Source organism: Streptomyces sp. R21, from assembly GCF_041051975.1.
GTDB lineage: Bacteria > Actinomycetota > Actinomycetes > Streptomycetales > Streptomycetaceae > Streptomyces.
This window is the reverse complement of the sequence record NZ_CP163435.1, coordinates 4,098,034-4,115,065: the sequence shown is the minus strand read 5'-3', so window position 1 is coordinate 4,115,065 and position 17,032 is coordinate 4,098,034. Positions and strand designations below refer to the sequence as shown.

The following is a 17,032-nucleotide window of genomic DNA, read 5'->3' as shown; positions in this document are numbered from 1 at the left end:
GACAGGATGGGCGAGCGCAATGTCAGACTAGGAGTAAATATGACCGATTTGCGGGATTGGTTGAGCGAGTTTCCGTGAGTGTTGTCCACAGGCTGGGGGCGGGTGGTGGCCGAAGACGGGCAACACGGTCAGACTTTGGGCAGGGGGACGTGGACCGAGCCTCGCCGGACAGGTGTGGCCAGCGCGACAGACAGCGGGAGGCAGCGGTGAGGACAGCAACACTTGGGCCTGCGGAGCGAGCCGAGTCACTTGCGGCCATGGCCGAGCGCGAGCTGGATGTGCTGGTCGTGGGCGCGGGGGTGGTCGGTGCGGGCACCGCGCTCGACGCCGTGACACGCGGCCTGTCCACCGGCCTGGTGGAGGCGCGTGACTGGGCGTCGGGTACGTCGAGCAGGTCCAGCAAGCTGATCCACGGCGGGCTGCGCTATCTGGAGATGCTCGACTTCGCGCTCGTGCGCGAGGCGCTGAAGGAGCGTGGGCTGCTGCTGGAGCGGCTGGCCCCGCACCTCGTGAAGCCCGTGCCGTTCCTCTACCCGCTCCAGCACAAGGGCTGGGAGCGGCTCTACGCGGGATCGGGCGTCGCCCTCTACGACGGCATGTCGATGGCGCGCGGACACGGCCGGGGCCTGCCCATGCACCGCCATCTCTCCCGCCGCCACGCCCTGCGCGTCGCCCCCGCCCTGAAGAAGGACGCGCTGGTCGGAGCGCTGCAGTACTACGACGCCCAGATGGACGACGCCCGCTACGTGGCGACGCTGGTGCGCACGGCCGCCTCGTACGGCGCGAAGGTCGCCAACCGCGCGCGTGTCACCGGCTTCCTGCGCGAGGGCGAACGCGTTGTCGGTGCCAGGGTGCAGGATGGCGAGGGCGGCGGGGAGTACGAGATCCGCGCCAAGCAGGTCGTGAACGCCACGGGCGTGTGGACGGACGACACCCAGGCGATGGTCGGGGAGCGGGGGCAGTTCCACGTACGGGCGTCCAAGGGCATCCATTTGGTCGTACCGAAGGACCGGATCAACTCCACGAGTGGGCTGATCCTGCGCACCGAGAAATCCGTGCTGTTCGTGATCCCGTGGGGGCGGCACTGGATCGTGGGCACCACGGACACCGACTGGGACCTCGACAAGGCACATCCGGCGGCGTCCAGCGCGGACATCGACTATCTGCTGGAACATGTGAACTCGGTGCTCGCCGTGCCCCTCACCCGCGACGACGTCCAGGGGGTGTACGCGGGGCTGCGGCCGCTGCTCGCCGGCGAGTCGGACGCCACCAGCAAGCTCTCGCGCGAGCACACCGTCGCCCATCCGGTGCCGGGGCTGGTGGTGGTGGCCGGCGGTAAGTACACGACGTACCGGGTCATGGCCAAGGACGCGGTGGACGAGGCGGTGCACGGCCTCGACCAGCGCGTCGCCGAGTGCGTCACCGAGGACGTGCCGCTGCTCGGGGCGGAGGGATACCGGGCGCTGTGGAACGCGCGAGCGCGGATCGCGGCGCGCACCGGCCTCCATGTGGTGCGCGTGGAACACCTGTTGAACCGTTTCGGGGCCCTCGCCGAGGAGGTCCTCGACCTCATCGCCGCCGACCCCGCCCTCGGCGAACCCCTTCCCGCCGCCGAGGACTATCTGAAGGCCGAGATCGTCTACGCCGCCTCGCACGAGGGGGCCCGGCACCTGGACGACGTGCTCACCCGGCGGACGCGCATCTCCATCGAGACCTTCGACCGGGGGACGCGCAGCGCCCGCGAGGCCGCCGAACTGATGGCGCCGGTGCTCGGCTGGGACAAGGACCAGATCGAGCGGGAGGTCGAGCACTACGAGAAGCGGGTGGAGGCGGAGCGCGAGTCGCAGCGCCAGCCGGACGACCTGACGGCGGACGCGGCGCGGCTGGGGGCACCGGACATCGTGCCGCTGTAGCCCGGTCGCCGAGGCTTTCACTCGAACGAGTGTCGTGAGCTGGGATCTTTGCTCGGAACCCGTCCGTTCTACGGGGTGCGGGGGCAGAACTCGGCGGCGAGCAGGGCGGGTTCGAGGTCCGGTTCTGAGATCCCGTCCGTGTTCACCCGGAAGGTGAGGACACGACGACCGTCGACGGTGGCCGCGGTGCGCACGTAGCTGCCGGAGATCCGGCCGTTGTGTCCCCACACCGTGGTGCCGCACGGCAGCGTCACCGGGAAGAGGCCCATGCCGTACGAGCCGTGTGCGGCCTTGGTGTTGAGCATCTCGCGCAGTCCGCTCGGCGGCAGCAGCTCGCCGCCGAGCAGGGCGGCGTAGAAGCGGTCCAGGTCGTCGAGGGTGGTGACCAGCTCGCCCGCCGCGCCGGCCACGCGCGGGTCGAGATCGGTGACGTCCGAGCCGTCGGCGGTGTAGGCGCGTCCGTGCGGCGAGGGCAGCGAGGAGCGGGCGCCCGGGAAGGAGGTGCCCTTCAGACGGAGGGGAGTGATGATGCGGCGCTCGGCCTCGGCGGCGTACGAGTGGCCGGTCACCTGGTGAACGACCATGCCGAGCAGGACGTAGTTGGTGTTCGAGTAGGCGAAGCGGCCGCGGTCGGCCGGGGGATGGGTGAGCGCGATGCGTACGGCCTGAAGCGGGGTGACAGGGACGGTGCCCCCGGTGTCCGCGGTGAAGTCGTGGAGGCCGCTGGTGTGGGTGAGCAGGGCACGCAGCGTCAGACGGCGGCCGTCGTTGCCGGCGCCGCGGACCAGGCCCGGAAGGTGGGCGTCCACGGAGTCGGACAGCGACAGCCGGTGCTCGTCGGCCAGTTGCAGTACGACCGTCGCGATGAACGTCTTCGTGATGCTGCCGGCGCGGAAGTGGTCGGCGCGAGCGATTCCGTGACCCGCGCGGGCGAAGCGCGAGCCGGATTCCTCACGGGCCAGCAGGGCCGCGGCCGGGGCCTTTCCGCGGGTGACGAGGAGGGCGAGCGTGGCGTCCGAGGTCGGCGGCGCGGGCGCCTGGGAGCCCGCCGGGGCCAGGCCGAGCAGGGCCAGGGACAGGGGTATGGCCAGCAGTGTCCGGAGTGTCCGGGGCAGCGGCATCGCGGTCCTCCCTTGTCGCGGTCCATCATGCTCGACGGCGCGCTGCGCGTGGCGGTCGGTCTCCGCGTCAGCGGCGCCGTACGGGTCGCGTAGCCGTCCGGTGACGGGGTGCATCGGGGCCGGGTGGTCGGTGCGCCAGGGGCACCCTGGGCGTTGAGCGCTTGTCGGGTGAGGGACAATGGAGGCTCTGTCAGGGCGGGTTGCATGAGGGGACGCATGTCGGAGGCGGAGCGGGCGGGAGCATCCCGTCAGGACAAGAGCGAACGTCTCCTCGCCGGGCGGTACCGGCTGGGGGACGTTCTCGGTCGCGGCGGCATGGGCACGGTGTGGCGCGCCGAGGACGAGACCCTGGGTCGCACGGTCGCCGTCAAGGAGCTGCGGTTCCCGTCGAGCATCGACGAGGACGAGAAGCGCCGGCTGATCACGCGCACGTTGCGTGAGGCCAAGGCGATCGCCAGGATCCGCAACAACGGCGCGGTGACGGTCTTCGATGTGGTCGACGAGGACAACCGGCCCTGGATCGTGATGGAGCTCGTCGAGGGCAAGTCGCTCGCGGAGGTCATCCGCGAGGACGGTCTGCTCACGCCGAAGCGCGCCGCCGAGGTGGGGCTCGCGATACTCGACGTCCTGCGCTCCGCGCACCGCGAGGGCATCCTGCACCGGGACGTGAAGCCGTCGAACGTGCTGATGTCCGAGGACGGCCGGGTCGTTCTCACCGACTTCGGCATCGCGCAGGTCGAGGGCGATCCGTCCATCACCTCGACCGGCATGCTCGTCGGCGCGCCCTCCTACATCTCGCCGGAGCGGGCGCGCGGCCACAAGCCCGGGCCCGCGGCCGACCTGTGGTCACTCGGCGGTCTGCTCTACGCGTCCGTCGAGGGCGTACCCCCGTACGACAAGGGGTCCGCGATCGCGACGCTCACCGCGGTGATGACCGAGCCGGTGGAGGAGCCGAAGAACGCGGGTCCGCTGAAGACCGTCATCTACGGGCTGCTGGCCAAGGACCCCGAGCAGCGGCTCGACAACGAGCGCGCCCGGGCGATGCTCACCGAAGTGATCTACGCGCCTGAGCCCAAGGAGACCGAGCCCGAGCCGGCGGACGCGACGAAGGTCGTGGCGCTGCCGCCGGTGCCGGACGACGCCCCGGGCAAGGGGAGTTCGGGCGGCTCCGGGGTGAAGCGGGGCGAAGAGGCGGCGGACCGGTTGCGCGGGGCGCTGCGTTCCGTGCGGAAGGCCGCCTCGGTGGCCGGGGCGGCGACGGCCGCGGCCACCTCGGCGGCGCGTGCCAAGTCCACGTCCACGGGGGCGGAAGGGACCGACGCCGCGAAGGCTGAGGGGGCGGGGGCCAAGGGGGCGGGTGCCGCTGGAAGGCCTGCGGGCTCTGCGGGTCCCGTTGCTCCTCCCGTTGCTCCTCCCGTTGCTCCTCCCTCTCCCTCTGCTTCTCCCTCTGCTTCCACTGAGGCGAAAGCCGGGGCGTCGGGTTCGGTGGCCGGGGCCGATGCCGCTGCGAAGGCCAGGTCGGAGGAACCTCGGAAGTCGGGGGCGGCGGCTGCAGCGGGGTCGGCGGGAGTGGCCGGCTCCGCCGGTTCGTCCGCGCCTGCGTCCGGGTGGCCTGTGGCTCCTGAGCGGCCACCGCGGCCCGTTCCGCGGGCGCCGCTGACGGATGTGGTGCCGCGGCGGACGTTGGTCATCGTTGCCGTCGTCCTGGTTCTGGCCGTGATAGGGACCGTGCTCGCCCTCACGCTCGGTGGTGGCGACGACGACAACGCGTCGAAGAGCGGCAAGGGAAGCGACACCAAGGCCGCGGCCTCCAGCGGGAGCACCGCCGGAAGCGGTGGCAAGGACAAGGGCAAGGGTGCCGGCGGCGGTACGCACACGGACAGCGGCGACAAGTCGGGTGGCTCGGCCACGGGTTCGGACGCGGACAAGAGCGGGGACGGCAGTTCGGCGGGCGCGGGTGCGAGCGCGTCGGGCGGTTCGGACGCCGGTAGCGGCAGTGACGGCAAGGAGTCGGACGACACCGCCGTGACGACGTACAAGGATGGTCAGGGGTTCTCGATCGGGCTGCCGAAGGGGTGGAAGTACCAGTCCACGGGCGCGGCGGGAGCGCGGTTCGCCGGTCCCGACGGGCAGAAGCTGTTGGTCGGCTGGACGACCACGCCCAAGGACGACCCCGTCGCGGACTGGAAGAACCAAGAGCGGTACATGGTGCGGCCGCAGTACCACCGCATCCGCATAGAGAAGGTGAACTACCGCGGCTGGAACACGGCCGACTGGGAGTTCACCTACTCGGACGGCGGGACCAAGTACCGGTCGATAGACCGCGGTTTCGTCGTCAACGACCACCTCGGGTACGGGCTGATGTACACGGCGAAGGCCTCGGCGTGGGACAGCGAACTGCGCAAGGCCACATGGAAGACGCTGACCAAGACGTTCCAGCCGAAGTCGTGACGTACCGATCGTCGATCTGACGTTCCCATGCCCGCGTGGGCTGCGAGATGTCGCATCCCCTCTTTGCGGGTTGCCTCCGGCACGTATCGTGAGTGCTTGCGGACCGTACGCAGCCACATGGGTACGTAAGCGGAGCGACAAAAGGGCGCAGGACGAACGGAATTGACCACCGGGTGGCCGGGGGAGGCATCGTGGACGACTATGCGGGACGGGTGCTCGCCGACCGCTACCGCCTGCCGCTGCCGCCGTCGGACGAGTACGAATTCGCCGAGACCCGGGCCTTCGACACCTACAGCGGACAGGAAGTCCTCGTCCGGCAGGTGCCGTTGCCGGAGGTGGTCGAGGCCGAGGTGCTCGACGCGGACGGGCTGCCCGACGGGTTCGTGGCGCGCGACGGCGGAGTGCGCCGAGGGGCCCAGCGGACCATGCGCCGGCCCACCGAACCGGCCGTACGGCGGGCGATCGAGGCGGCCCAGGCCGCCGCGCAGATACCCGACCACCCCCGGCTCGACCAGGTCTTCGACGTCTTCGCCGAGGGCGGGTCGCTGTGGATCGTCAGCGAGTTGGTGCCCGCCAGGTCACTGGCCGCGCTGCTCGCCGAGAAGCCGCTGAGCCCCTATCGCGCCGCCGAGGTCGCCGCCGACGTCCTCACCGCGCTGCGGGTGCTGCACGCGCACGGGTGGGTGCACAGGAACATCACCGTACGCACGGTGCTCGTCTGCGACGACGGGCGTGTGATGCTGACCGGCCTGGCGGCCGGGGCCGCGGAAGAAGCGCTGTGCGGGTACGACCCGGTGCCGGTACGGGACTTCGAGGACGACGCGGGGCCGGGGCCAGCCGGTGACGCGCACGGTGGTGCGGGTGCGGGTGCGGGTCCGGGCCCCGGTGCAGGTTCTGGTGCGGCTGTGGTGCGCGGTGGATCGGCCGGTGCGACGGGCGGCAGGCCCGGTGGTTCGCGGGCTGTCGATCCCGAGGCCGCGCGTCGGGCCGCGATCGAGGCTCGTGCGGAGCGCGGGGGCCCCGCCGTGGAGGCGACCGGTGGGGGCGTGGCCGCTTCCGGGCCGCGTGCGCTGGAAGCCGGTGGTGAGGTGGACGTCCGCGCGGCGCGCGCCGGGGCCATCGCCGCGTACCGCGCCGGTGCGCGCGCAGCCGCCCGGATCCACGAGCAGCAGCGGGGCGGTCAGGCGGCACTGCCCGGACCCCGGCCCGCAGTTGGCGACACCACGGTGCCCCCGGGGCAGATAGCCGATCCGTACGGAGTGGGGCACACCGACTCCTGGAGCGGTACCCAGACCCAGACCTGGAACGGCTCCGTCGGCTCTGCCGGTACCACCGGCACCGGTCAGGGGCGGCCCGCGCTCCCCGGTACCGGAACGCGAAGCGGCACCGGAAACGGAGAGGGCACCGGAAACGGCGGTACGGGTTCGACCTCGGCCGGAGGCTGGGACGAACTCGTCGCCGGGCGCGGCGCCGGAGCCGCCGCGGACACCGCCGTAGGAGACACCCCAGAGGCAGCTGCAGGAACGGGAGTGGGAGCGCCGCCCCGTCGCGGCCCCACCACCGCCCTCGCCGCCGAGCGTGCCCGGCAGGCGCGGATGAACGTGATCGGGCCCGTGACCGAGCGCTGGGCGCCCGAGCAGGCCGGACCGGTGCACGAGAACTGGCAGTTGGCGGCGCCGATCGGGCCCGCGACCGACCTCTGGGCGCTCGGGGCGCTGCTCTTCCGGGCCGTGCAGGGCCACGCGCCCTACCCGGAGGAGAACACCGCCGAGCTGGTGCAGCTCGTGTGCGCCGAGCCGCCCGCGTTCGCCGAGGAGTGCGGTCCGCTGCGCCCGGTCGTGGAGTCGCTGCTGCGCCAGGACCCCACCGAGCGGCTGGACTTCGAGGAACTGCGCGGCTGGCTGCGCTCCCTCGTGCGATCCGCGCCGGAGCCCGAGGCGGGCGCCCACGTCATAGCGGCACCTCCCGTCGACCCGAGCCGGCTGCCGATCGTACGGCGACGGGGCGAGCTCGTCCGCAGGCGCCGCGCCGGGCTGCCCGCGACCAGTGCGCACGCCCGCCACAAGCGCGCCCGGAGCGACCGCCCGAACCGACCGAGCACGAGGAGCCGACCGAGCGCGCCGAACCGGTCCTCGAACCGGCCCCGGAGCATGGGCCGCAACCTGCTCCTGCTGGTTCTGCTCCTGCTGGCCGCCGGAGTCGCGTACGCGGTGCTCTTCATGCCGAAGGCCGAATCCGGCACCGGCACCGGCACCGGCACCAGCGCCGGTGCGGGCAGCGCGAACGGGGCCGGAACCGGCGCCGTGAGCCCGGCCCCCGGGCAGTCCTCCGACACGGACGCCGACGGCAAGGCGGGCAGCCAACCACGCCCCGACCAGACCTCCCCCGGCTCCGACGACGACAAGAGCCCCTCCGGCTCGTCCGGTTCGACGACGTCGGGGGCCTCCGACCCCGGCGTCGCCCAGGGCTTCAAGCTGCGCAAGGACGCCGAGGGCTTCCGTGTCGCCGTGGCCGGCGGCTGGAGCCGGGCGCCGAAGAACGGCCACGGCCAAGTGGTGTACTCGCACGGTGACTTCGAGCTGATCGTCGTACCCGGCCGGGACAGCACGGACGGTTACGGCAGCGACCCGCTCGCCTACCAGCGCGAGAGGGAACAGGAGTTGCAGCCGTTCCGCGACTCGACGTGGGCCACGTCCTCCGGAATGCGGCGGATCGACGTGGGCGGACGGACCATGGCCGAGGGGCAGTTCACCTGGCAGGACTCCTCGGGCCGCGAGCTGTACGTACGCAATCTCGCGCTCATCGTCGACGGCCACTACCACGTGGTGCAGGTGCGCGGGCCGGAGGCCGAACGGGACGAGGTGACACGGCTGTACGAGCAGGCGTCGTCGACGTACCAGGTGACCGGCTGAGCCCCTCGCTCAGCGGTGGTGCCCTGAACACCGGTTGGTTCCCTCCCGTACACGGAAGGGATAACCGTCACAGTGCGGTCTCCGTACGGCCCCGCCCGTTCCCTGTGCGGGGACCGCTCTTTAGTCTGACCTCGTCAAGACCATTGCGGGGAAACGTGAATCAGATGCAGGGCCTGCTCCTCGCGGGCCGCTACCGGCTTGTCGACTCGATCGGCAGCGGTGGCATGGGCCGCGTATGGCGCGCGCACGACGAGGTGCTCCACCGAGCCGTCGCCGTAAAGGAGTTGACCGCCGCCCTGTATGTCACGGAGAGTGACCGGGCGGTCCTGCTCGCGCGAACTCACGCCGAGGCGCGGGCCGCTGCCCGTATCAACCACTCGGCCGTCGTCACCGTGCACGACGTCCTGGAGCACGACAACCGGCCGTGGATCGTCATGGAGCTGGTCGAGGGCAACTCGCTGGCCGACGAGGTCAAGGAGCAGGGGCGCGTCGAGCCCGCCGAGGCGGCGCGGATCGGCCTGTGGGTGCTGCGCGCGCTGCGGGCCGCGCATGCCGCCGGTGTGCTGCACCGCGATGTGAAGCCCGGGAACGTACTCCTCTCCGTCGACCGGCGCGTCCTGCTGACCGACTTCGGGATCGCGCAGGTCGAGGGCGACAGCACCATCACGCGCACCGGCGAGATCGTCGGCTCGGTCGACTACCTCGCGCCCGAGCGGGTGCGCGGCCACGACCCCGGGCCGTCCTCCGACCTGTGGGCGCTGGGCGCGACGCTGTACACGGCGGTGGAGGGGCGGTCGCCGTTCCGGCGGACCTCGCCGCTCAGCACCATGCAGGCGGTGGTCGAGGAAGAGCCCGCCCTGCCGCAGTACGCGGGCGCGTTGGGGCCGGTCATCTCGGCTCTGCTGCACAAGGATCCCGCCGGGCGCCCCGGCATGGAGGAGGCCGAGCAGATGCTCGCCGAGGCCGCCGAGGGGCGACGGCCGAGGGCGGCGCAGGCGTACGTGCCGACGCAGCATGTGGACACCGGCCGGGACCACGGATCGGCGGCGGGCCGCGCGGGTGGGGCCACCTATGTGCCGGGCCGGCAGATGCCCGGCTATCCGGCGCCGGGCTATCACTCGCCGGGCACGCCCGCGCCGGGCATGCCCGGCGTATCCGGCCCGCCCGGTGCGACGCTGCACGAGCCCATGTCCGCGCACACGCCGCCCTTCCCCGTTCCCGCGTCGCGGGGGCGCAGACGCGCGCGCAACATCGCCCTGGTGGCCGTGCTCGCGGCGGTCGTCGGTATCGGCGGCGGCCTGGCCATGAAGTACGCGGACGGCCTGAAGCACAAGGACGCCGGGAACTCGGCGAGTTCCGAGTCGGCAGGCGGCAGCCCCAGCACCGGCCCTTCCGGGACGAGCAGCAAGGCGCCCGCCGGCGCCGTCCCCAAGGACTGGGAGCGCCAGGAAGACGTCGAAGGATTCAGCCTCGCCCTGCCCAAGGGCTGGAAGCGGCAGACCGACGGCAACCAGATCGACTACACGCCGGACGGTGGCAAGCACTTCGTCCGCATCGCCATCGACGACTCCCCGGACTTCGACAACCCGTACATGCACCAGCTCGACCTGGAGCAGCAGTTGCAGCGCCTCCAGGACTACAACCGGGTGAGTCTGCAGTCCAACACCTTCCGCGACTGCAGCGGTTCCCTGTGGGACTTCACCTGGACCGCGCTGCCGAAGCAGACGGAGTTCCCGGGCGAGCGCCGTGCCATCGAGGAGACGTACCTCGGCCGTGACGGCGTCGAGTACGCCATCTACCTGTCCGCGCCGGCGGCGGACTGGGCCACCACCCGCCCGCAGTTCGACGCGATCCTGCGCGGCTGGCGCCCACCGAGCTGATGAGCAGCCGCCGTTGCGTGCACCGAGTCGATGAACGGATGCCGTCGCGCACGCGGCTGATACAAGCCGGTCGGCGGCCGCCGCGGGGTCGGCGCCCCGGAGGCTATCCGTCCGGTGCGGCATGATGGGGCGCATGGGGACCGAGGGGGGCAACGTCCGCGTCATCGCGGGCCGTTACCGGCTGGAGAGCAGGATCGGCCGGGGCGGCATGGGCGTCGTCTGGCGGGCTACCGACCAACTGCTGGGCCGCCAGGTCGCCGTCAAGGAGATCGCCCTCGACGACTCGCTCTCCGAGCAGGAGTCCAGGCTCCAGCGCGACCGCACCCTGCGCGAGGCCCGCGCGATCGCGCAGCTGCGCCACCCGCACATCATCGTCGTCCATGACGTCGTCGTGGAGGACGAACGGCCGTACATCGTCATGGAGTTGATCGACGGCGGTTCGCTGGCCGACCGGATCTCCAGGCGCGGTCCCGTCGACGCCCGCGAGGCCGCCCGGATCGGCATCGACCTCCTGAGCGCGCTGCGCCGCGCGCACGACGCGGGCGTCCTGCACCGTGACATCAAGCCCGCGAACGTCCTGGTCGAGGCGGGCGGCGACCGTGGCGACCGTGTCGTCCTCACCGACTTCGGCATCGCGCAGGTCGCGGGCGCGACGACGCTCACCGAGCACGGCGCGTTCGTCGGCTCGCCCGAGTACACCGCGCCCGAGCGGATGTCCGGGGTCAGGACCGGCCCCGAGTCCGACCTGTGGTCGCTGGGCGCGCTGCTGTGCACGGCCTTGAGCGGTGAATCGCCGTTCCGCCGCGACTCGTTGGGCGGCATCCTGCACGCGGTGGTCTTCGACGAGATACGTCCGCCCGCCCAGGCCGGGCCGATCCTTCCCGTCGTACGAGGATTGCTGGAGCGGGATCCGGAACGCCGCCTCGACGCGGCGGAGGCCGAGCGGATGCTGCGGGTCTTCCGCGACACGGGCCGTACGCCGCGTCCGGCGCCCGGGACCCCCGGCTACACGCCCACACAGCGCGTCGCACTGAAGAAGGACACGCTGAAGCGGGACGTGCCGACGCGGCAGATCTCGCGACCTCAGGCGTCCGGGGCCGCGCAGCCACCGCCGAAGCGCTCCACGCGGGCCGTCCTCGTCGCCGCCGCGCTGGTCGCCGCGATGGCCGGGGCGGGCGTGTCGGCGGCGGCGCTGCTGATGAAGGACGACGGGGGCGGCGGACACGGGGGCACGCCGACGAGTACGGCACCGCACACCTCGCCGGGCACTTCGCCCGGTACGACGCCGAGCACCGCGTCCCCTTCCGCGAGCACGCCCGGTCCGACCGTGACGGTGACCCGCTCGTCGAACGCCTCGCCCGCCACGCACAGCACGGCGCCTTCGGGGTACCGCCTGGCGTCCGACGCGAACGGCTTCACGCTCGCGGTGCCCGAGGGGTTCACGCGCGTGGCGCAGGGCGAGCGGACCTTCTACATGTCGTCCGGGGAGGTCATCCGCCTCGGCATCAAGGTGGCCGACCCCGAGGAGGGCGGGCCGACCGGCGTGATGCGGCGCGCTGCCGCCGACGGGCCGTCCACGAACCCGGGCTACCGCGACGGCCGGGTCACGGAGACCACGCACGGCCAACATCCCGCCGCTCTCTGGGAGTTCACCTGGGACGGCTTCACCAGGGCGGAGGGCGCGCGGCACACGTACGACCTCTGCTGGGAGGAGGGCGGGCGGATGTACGACGTGTGGGTCTCGGCGCCGGTCGGGAAGGTGCGGGAGGCGAGGGAGTACTTCGACGTGGCGGTGGATACGTTCGTACCGTCGTAAACGGGAGATATCGCGGCAAGCAGGGGATATCGGGTGGCTCGCGTCACGGGTGTGTGACCGGAAAGCGACCGGGGTGGTAGCAGGGGCTCCTGGCGCGATATGCATGAAGCCATGAGCAGCAACGGGGGAGCCCCCTACGGAGCCGACGAGCCAACGAGTTTCGGCCTGCAGCCGCCGAGGCCGGGTGGTGTGCCGGCCCAGCAGCCGGGTGTGCCGTACGCGGGCAATCCGTATGCCGCGCCTACACAGGTCGTTCCTGAGCAGCAGGTGCTCGCTCAAGGGCCGGCGCAGGCGCCGTCACAGCCCTCGCAACCCTCGCAGCCCTCGCAGGACGACCCCGGCGTCGGGCGGCTCATCGCCGGTCGTTACCGCCTGCTCTCGAAGCTCGGCCACGGCGGCATGGGCACGGTGTGGCGGGCCAAGGACGAGACGGTGGACCGCGAGGTCGCGGTCAAGGAACCCCGTGTCCCGGACCATCTTCCCGAGCGTGAACGTTCCAACGCCTTCGAGCGAATGCGCCGCGAGGCACGCGCCGCGGCCCGGCTCGACCACCCGGCGGTCGTGAACGTCCACGACGTCGCGGTCGTGGACGGACAGCCCTGGATCGTCATGGAGTTGGTCCACGGCCGCTCCCTGGGCGACGCGCTCCAGGAGGGCACGCTCGGGGTGCGCGAGGCGGCGCGTGTCGGCCTGGAGGTGCTCGGCGCGCTGGAGGCGGCGCACGCGGCGGGAATCCTCCACCGCGATGTCAAGCCCGACAACGTCCTGCTCGGCCGCCACGACCGCGTCGTGCTCACCGACTTCGGCATCGCCCAGATCGAGGGCGAGACGAACCTGACGGACACCGGCGGCTTCGTCGGCTCGCCCGAATACATCGCGCCGGAACGGGTGTTGGGCCAGCGCCCCGGCCCGGCCTCCGACCTCTGGTCGCTCGGTGTGGTGCTCTACGCGGCTACGGAGGGCGTCTCGCCGTTCCGCCGCAGCAACACCCCGGCCACGCTCCAGTCGGTCCTCAATGCCACGCCCGCGGCGCCCGCTTCGGCGACGGGCCCCCTCGCCCAGGCCATCAACGGCCTGCTCGACAAGGACCCGTCCCGCCGCCCGAACGCCGCCCAGGTCCGCCATCTGCTCCAGGAGGCGGCCACGCCGCCGGCTCCGGCTCCGACACAGATCGTTCAGGTCGCGGATCCCGGCGCCCCCGCCCCCGCGTCCGGCAAGGGCATCCATGTCGGTCGTAAGGCCCTGATCGGTCTCGGCGCGGCGATCGTGGCGGCCGCGGTGGTGGCGTACTTGGTGATCGCCGACCCGTTCGCGGGACCCCTGCCGGACGGCTGGAAGAAGGTCGACGAGAAGGCACTGGGCGCGACCCTCGCCGTACCCGAGCACTACAAGGTGGGCAGGCCGGAGAAGGACGCGTCGGGCACGGACAAGAACTGGGTGACGTACACCGACCTGAGCGGCAGCATCTGGATCGGCCTGAACCTCGACAAGAAGTCGCAGGACACGAGCCACCAGATCAAGGACTCCGCCGCCGCCGAAATGTACGCCGACAACGGCGACTTCAAGGAGAGCGGCGAGTACGAACTCGACATGCCGGAGGGCCCGAAGACGCACACGGAGCAGACCAAGTACCACGGCAAGGACGCCGCCGAGAACACGGTGATCTACACGACCACCGACAGCCAGAACCCCCGCCCCCGCGAGGTGAGGATCTTCTACTACAAGAACTCGGCGGGCAACATGTACAAGCTCACGGTCAGTTACCCCGGCCAGGGCGACTTCACGGCGCGGGGCCGTGAAGTCGCGAAGACGGCGATCGCGAACCTGGACATCGACAAGCTGTGAGGACCTGAGGTCGGCTCGGGCTCGACTCGGCCTGATTCAGCTGAGCTTGGCGGCCTGCCCCTTGGTGATCTCGGCGGGGATGTCGTACTCGGCGGCGTCCCCTTCACCCGCGAAGGCAGCCAGGCTGATCGAGTAGTACGTGGCGACGGTGCCGCCGTGCCGTACGACCTCGCCGTGCACCACGACCTTGTCGCCGTCCGCGTCGCCGGTCACGGCGAACGCCAGCGACTCGTCACCCGTCCCGGAGGCCTTCTCCTTCTCGACCTTCGTGAACTTCTGCGTGTCGCCCTTGGCCGTGGCCGTGAACCCGCCGGCGCACCCGGCGATCGCGTCGGACACGGACGACAGGGTCTTCTTCGCGCCGTCGCCCTCGTAGGAGGAGAGCGACACGATGGTCAGGGTCTGCCCGAGTGCGTCGGTGATCCCCTTCATCGCGTCGTCGAGCTCCTCGTCGGTCATGTCCTCCAGGCTCTTGGTGGAGGAGGCACTCGGCTTCGCGGCCACCTCCGTCGCCTGCCGGTTGACATACGCGGCCGAGTCCCCGGGAGCGAACCCGGTGAGCACATACGCGATCGGCGCGCACTTCTCGTCGACGACCTTCACCTCGTCCTTCGACGACGCGAACTGCTGCGACTTGTCGGCCGCCGAGACCTTGTACCCGTCGACATCGCCCGTGGCGATGATCAGCTTCTCCAGCTCAGCACTGCCGAGCGCCTTCGCGGCAGCGGTCGCCGACTCCTTCGCGTCGGCGCCCTTGGCGTCGTCGTCACCACTGCCGCAGCCCGTCAGCAGGGCGAGCGAGAGAGCGGACGTGACGACGGTGGCGGCGGCGCGGGGCAGCGCGGATCTCTTCATGTTCTGGGGATTCCTTCGGAGCGCAGACAGGGACGACTGAGTCGCCCAAGTGCTTGACGTGAACACCAAGTGGGAGGTGAAGCAGGACTATGCGCCAAAGGTCAAGGAATCGTCAAGCACATATGCCTGGGCGGTACAACTTGGGGTGATGGGCGCCTGCTTGGCCTACGGGTCAGCCGTGTCTCCGACAGACCTTCACGACTTCATCCGACCGACCATCGCTTTGACGAGATCGGTCTTCGCGACCTGTAGCGCGAACAACTCGTCATCGCCCGGTACCGCGGGGACCGGCTTCGCATACCAAGGCAGGCCGCGTCGACGCCACTTGGCCGGGGCCAGATCCTGCGGAAGAGGGAGCAGCGGCACGGTCCAGCCGGCGAGACGCAGCTCGCCGCCCCACACGCCTGCGGAGAGGGAGGAGACAGGCACGTCCACAGTGAACGTGTCGCCGTTCGCAGGCTGTGTGACAGGGAAGTCAACCGTCGTCTCGCTGCCGGCGCCGTCGCTCGTGGTGAGCCTCACGGTGAGAGTGCCATCCGGGTACGAGTCGAGCGTGCACCGCCCGGTGACCACCAACTCGGCAGCAATGCCGCCCTTCCAACCGATCGCGTCGAGTTCGAGATGCGGCAGTACCTCGTGCTTGTTCTCGCCGATGTCCAGGGTGAAGTTGCCGTGCGGCTTGGTGGTGTAGAGCGTGACGGTCTGGAGACCTTCGGCGGTGTCCACGATGTGAGTGGCCGCCTTGCCGGACACGTCGGCGGCCCGCTTGCTGCCGATGCGCACCTCGCGGGACAGACCCTGGGCGCCGACCACGAGCCAGATGTCCCACAGTCCGTTGCCCAGCGCCTTGCCTTCGGCAGCGGTGGCGATGTCGACGGTGGCGTCGAATCCGGCCTTGTCGTACGTGTACTCCCCGAGATCCTCGTCCGCGCCGAGGCCCGGCGTTGCGGTATGGGTGACGGGGAGCCGGCACTCCGCTCCGCTTTCGCGCTCGCGCAGGATGAGTTCGGTGGTGACGTCATGTGTCGCGACCCGGTGGAAGTAGGCGTGTCCGGCCAGGTGCAAGGCACCGTCGCGCATTTCGGCGCGGGTCACCTGGTGGCGCAGACTCAGCTGGTCGGTGACGTCGTAGCACTCGTCGGGTATGGCGCGTTCCGGGTCGCGGAAGTACGGGTACCGGGCGTAGGCGCGGCCGTCCTCGACGGCGACCGGTGTGGCCCCACCGGTCCGCTTCAACTCCTGCTCGAAGCGGACAAGTTCAAGGACCTCGTCGAGCATCTCGTTCCGTATGAGGTGCAGTCGAAGCCAGGCCATCGCCGAGAGCTGCTCGCGCAGGCCCTCGTGGCAAAGAGGGGCGATGGTCTCGGCGAGGCGGGCGAGCGTCTTCTGCTGGATCTCGCGGGGTTCCAGAACCAGGTGGTCGCGGAGGAGCTCCAGCACATCGACGGTCAGATGCCGGTGGGCGAGGTGGTCACGTCCGGGGCCCGGCGGCACGTTCTCGAGGATCAGGTCGACCATGCGGGGGAGGAAGCGCAGGCGGGGCTCCGAACCGGAGGTGCGCTTCGTGATGTTGCCGTCGTCGTCCCGATGGACCCAGAACAGGCAGTCGTAGTCAGCGAGGATGGAGATCCCCGCAGCGTTCAGGTACGCCGCGGCCACGAATGGCTGGTCCTCGCCGATGGACAGATCGGTCGGAAAGCGCAGCCGGTGCCGCTCCAGCAAGTCGCGGCGGAAGAGCTTCATGGGGTTGAGGGTCCAGTAGGCGCGTGAGCTGAAGACGTCCGTCCGCGCCCGATTGCGACGGAACATCGTCACAGGCGCCCCTCGGCCGCCCACTCCCACCACCTTGCCCAGTACGACATCGGTGTTGTTCTTCTCGGCAGCCGCAACCATGCGTTCCAGAGCTTCTGGCCCCAGATAGTCGTCGGCGTCCAGGAAGAACACGAACCGGCCCTGGGCGCGATCGAGTCCGACATTGCGGGGCGCGGAGGGGCCGCCCGAGTTTTCCTGTCGGACGACGTCCAGCAACCCTGGGTACACCCTGGTCAGCCGCTCAAGTTCCGTTGCTGTGCCGTCGGTTGAGCCGTCGTCCACGACGACGATCTCCAACTCGCGCTGACCGATGCTTTGCTCGGCAACGGAGGAAATGCAGCGCGTCAAATAGGGCATCGCGTTGTAGGCGGCAATAATCACCGAAACGGTGGGCGTGGCCATCGTCGTGCTCTCCAAGTAATACGGG

At 70.9% G+C, this 17,032-nt stretch carries 9 protein-coding genes; 6 read left to right on the top strand and 3 right to left on the bottom strand.

The window, feature by feature from the left end; translation table 11 throughout:
• Positions 1-206: 206 nt before the first annotated feature.
• Positions 207-1,913: a glycerol-3-phosphate dehydrogenase/oxidase gene (locus tag AB5J56_RS18275; RefSeq protein WP_369233814.1), complete on the top strand. Its 1,707-nt coding sequence runs from the start codon at positions 207-209 to the stop codon at positions 1,911-1,913.
• Between the two features lie 68 nt (positions 1,914-1,981).
• Here AB5J56_RS18275 and AB5J56_RS18270 read toward each other — a convergent pair whose 3' ends face one another.
• The gene (locus tag AB5J56_RS18270; RefSeq protein WP_369233813.1) at positions 1,982-3,034 is read right to left on the bottom strand and encodes a serine hydrolase domain-containing protein; all 1,053 of its coding nucleotides are present in this window, start codon (positions 3,032-3,034) and stop codon (positions 1,982-1,984) included.
• 216 nt (positions 3,035-3,250) lie between these two features.
• Between AB5J56_RS18270 and AB5J56_RS18265 the strand changes: the two genes are divergently transcribed.
• The 5 genes from AB5J56_RS18265 to AB5J56_RS18245 all read left to right on the top strand — a co-directional run bounded on the left by AB5J56_RS18265 (position 3,251) and on the right by AB5J56_RS18245 (position 13,938).
• The gene (locus AB5J56_RS18265) at positions 3,251-5,485 is read left to right on the top strand and encodes a serine/threonine-protein kinase (protein ID WP_369242630.1); all 2,235 of its coding nucleotides are present in this window, start codon (positions 3,251-3,253) and stop codon (positions 5,483-5,485) included.
• Between the two features lie 191 nt (positions 5,486-5,676).
• Entirely contained in the window at positions 5,677-8,397 is a 2,721-nt protein-coding gene (locus AB5J56_RS18260) for a protein kinase (RefSeq protein WP_369233812.1), read from the top strand.
• 164 nt (positions 8,398-8,561) lie between these two features.
• A complete protein-coding gene (locus tag AB5J56_RS18255; RefSeq protein ID WP_369242628.1) occupies positions 8,562-10,277 on the top strand; it encodes a serine/threonine-protein kinase in 1,716 nt (571 codons plus the stop codon).
• Positions 10,278-10,410: 133 nt separating this feature from the next.
• Entirely contained in the window at positions 10,411-12,093 is a 1,683-nt protein-coding gene (locus AB5J56_RS18250) for a protein kinase (protein WP_369233811.1), read from the top strand.
• A gap of 111 nt (positions 12,094-12,204) precedes the next feature.
• Entirely contained in the window at positions 12,205-13,938 is a 1,734-nt protein-coding gene (locus AB5J56_RS18245; protein WP_369233810.1) for a serine/threonine-protein kinase, read from the top strand.
• Positions 13,939-13,974: 36 nt separating this feature from the next.
• Here AB5J56_RS18245 and AB5J56_RS18240 read toward each other — a convergent pair whose 3' ends face one another.
• Positions 13,975-14,793 carry a hypothetical protein gene (locus tag AB5J56_RS18240; protein ID WP_369233809.1) on the bottom strand — a complete coding sequence of 273 codons (819 nt, stop codon included), beginning with the start codon at positions 14,791-14,793 and terminating at the stop codon, positions 13,975-13,977.
• A 195-nt stretch (positions 14,794-14,988) separates the two neighbouring features.
• Complete coding sequence (locus tag AB5J56_RS18235) at positions 14,989-17,007, bottom strand: glycosyltransferase family 2 protein (protein ID WP_369233808.1); 2,019 nt, start codon at positions 17,005-17,007, stop codon at positions 14,989-14,991.
• Between the last annotated feature and the right edge of the window lie 25 nt (positions 17,008-17,032).

Excerpts from the sequence above, each read along its gene's own strand:
- AB5J56_RS18250 (WP_369233811.1), top strand. The coding sequence starts at position 10,411 with ATGGGGACCGAGGGGGGCAACGTCCGCGTCATCGCGGGCCGTTACCGG.
- AB5J56_RS18240 (WP_369233809.1), bottom strand. The coding sequence starts at position 14,793 with ATGAAGAGATCCGCGCTGCCCCGCGCCGCCGCCACCGTCGTCACGTCC.
- AB5J56_RS18265 (WP_369242630.1), top strand. The coding sequence starts at position 3,251 with ATGTCGGAGGCGGAGCGGGCGGGAGCATCCCGTCAGGACAAGAGCGAA.
- AB5J56_RS18255 (WP_369242628.1), top strand. The coding sequence starts at position 8,562 with ATGCAGGGCCTGCTCCTCGCGGGCCGCTACCGGCTTGTCGACTCGATC.
- AB5J56_RS18245 (WP_369233810.1), top strand. The coding sequence starts at position 12,205 with ATGAGCAGCAACGGGGGAGCCCCCTACGGAGCCGACGAGCCAACGAGT.
- AB5J56_RS18270 (WP_369233813.1), bottom strand. The coding sequence starts at position 3,034 with ATGCCGCTGCCCCGGACACTCCGGACACTGCTGGCCATACCCCTGTCC.
- AB5J56_RS18235 (WP_369233808.1), bottom strand. The coding sequence starts at position 17,007 with ATGGCCACGCCCACCGTTTCGGTGATTATTGCCGCCTACAACGCGATG.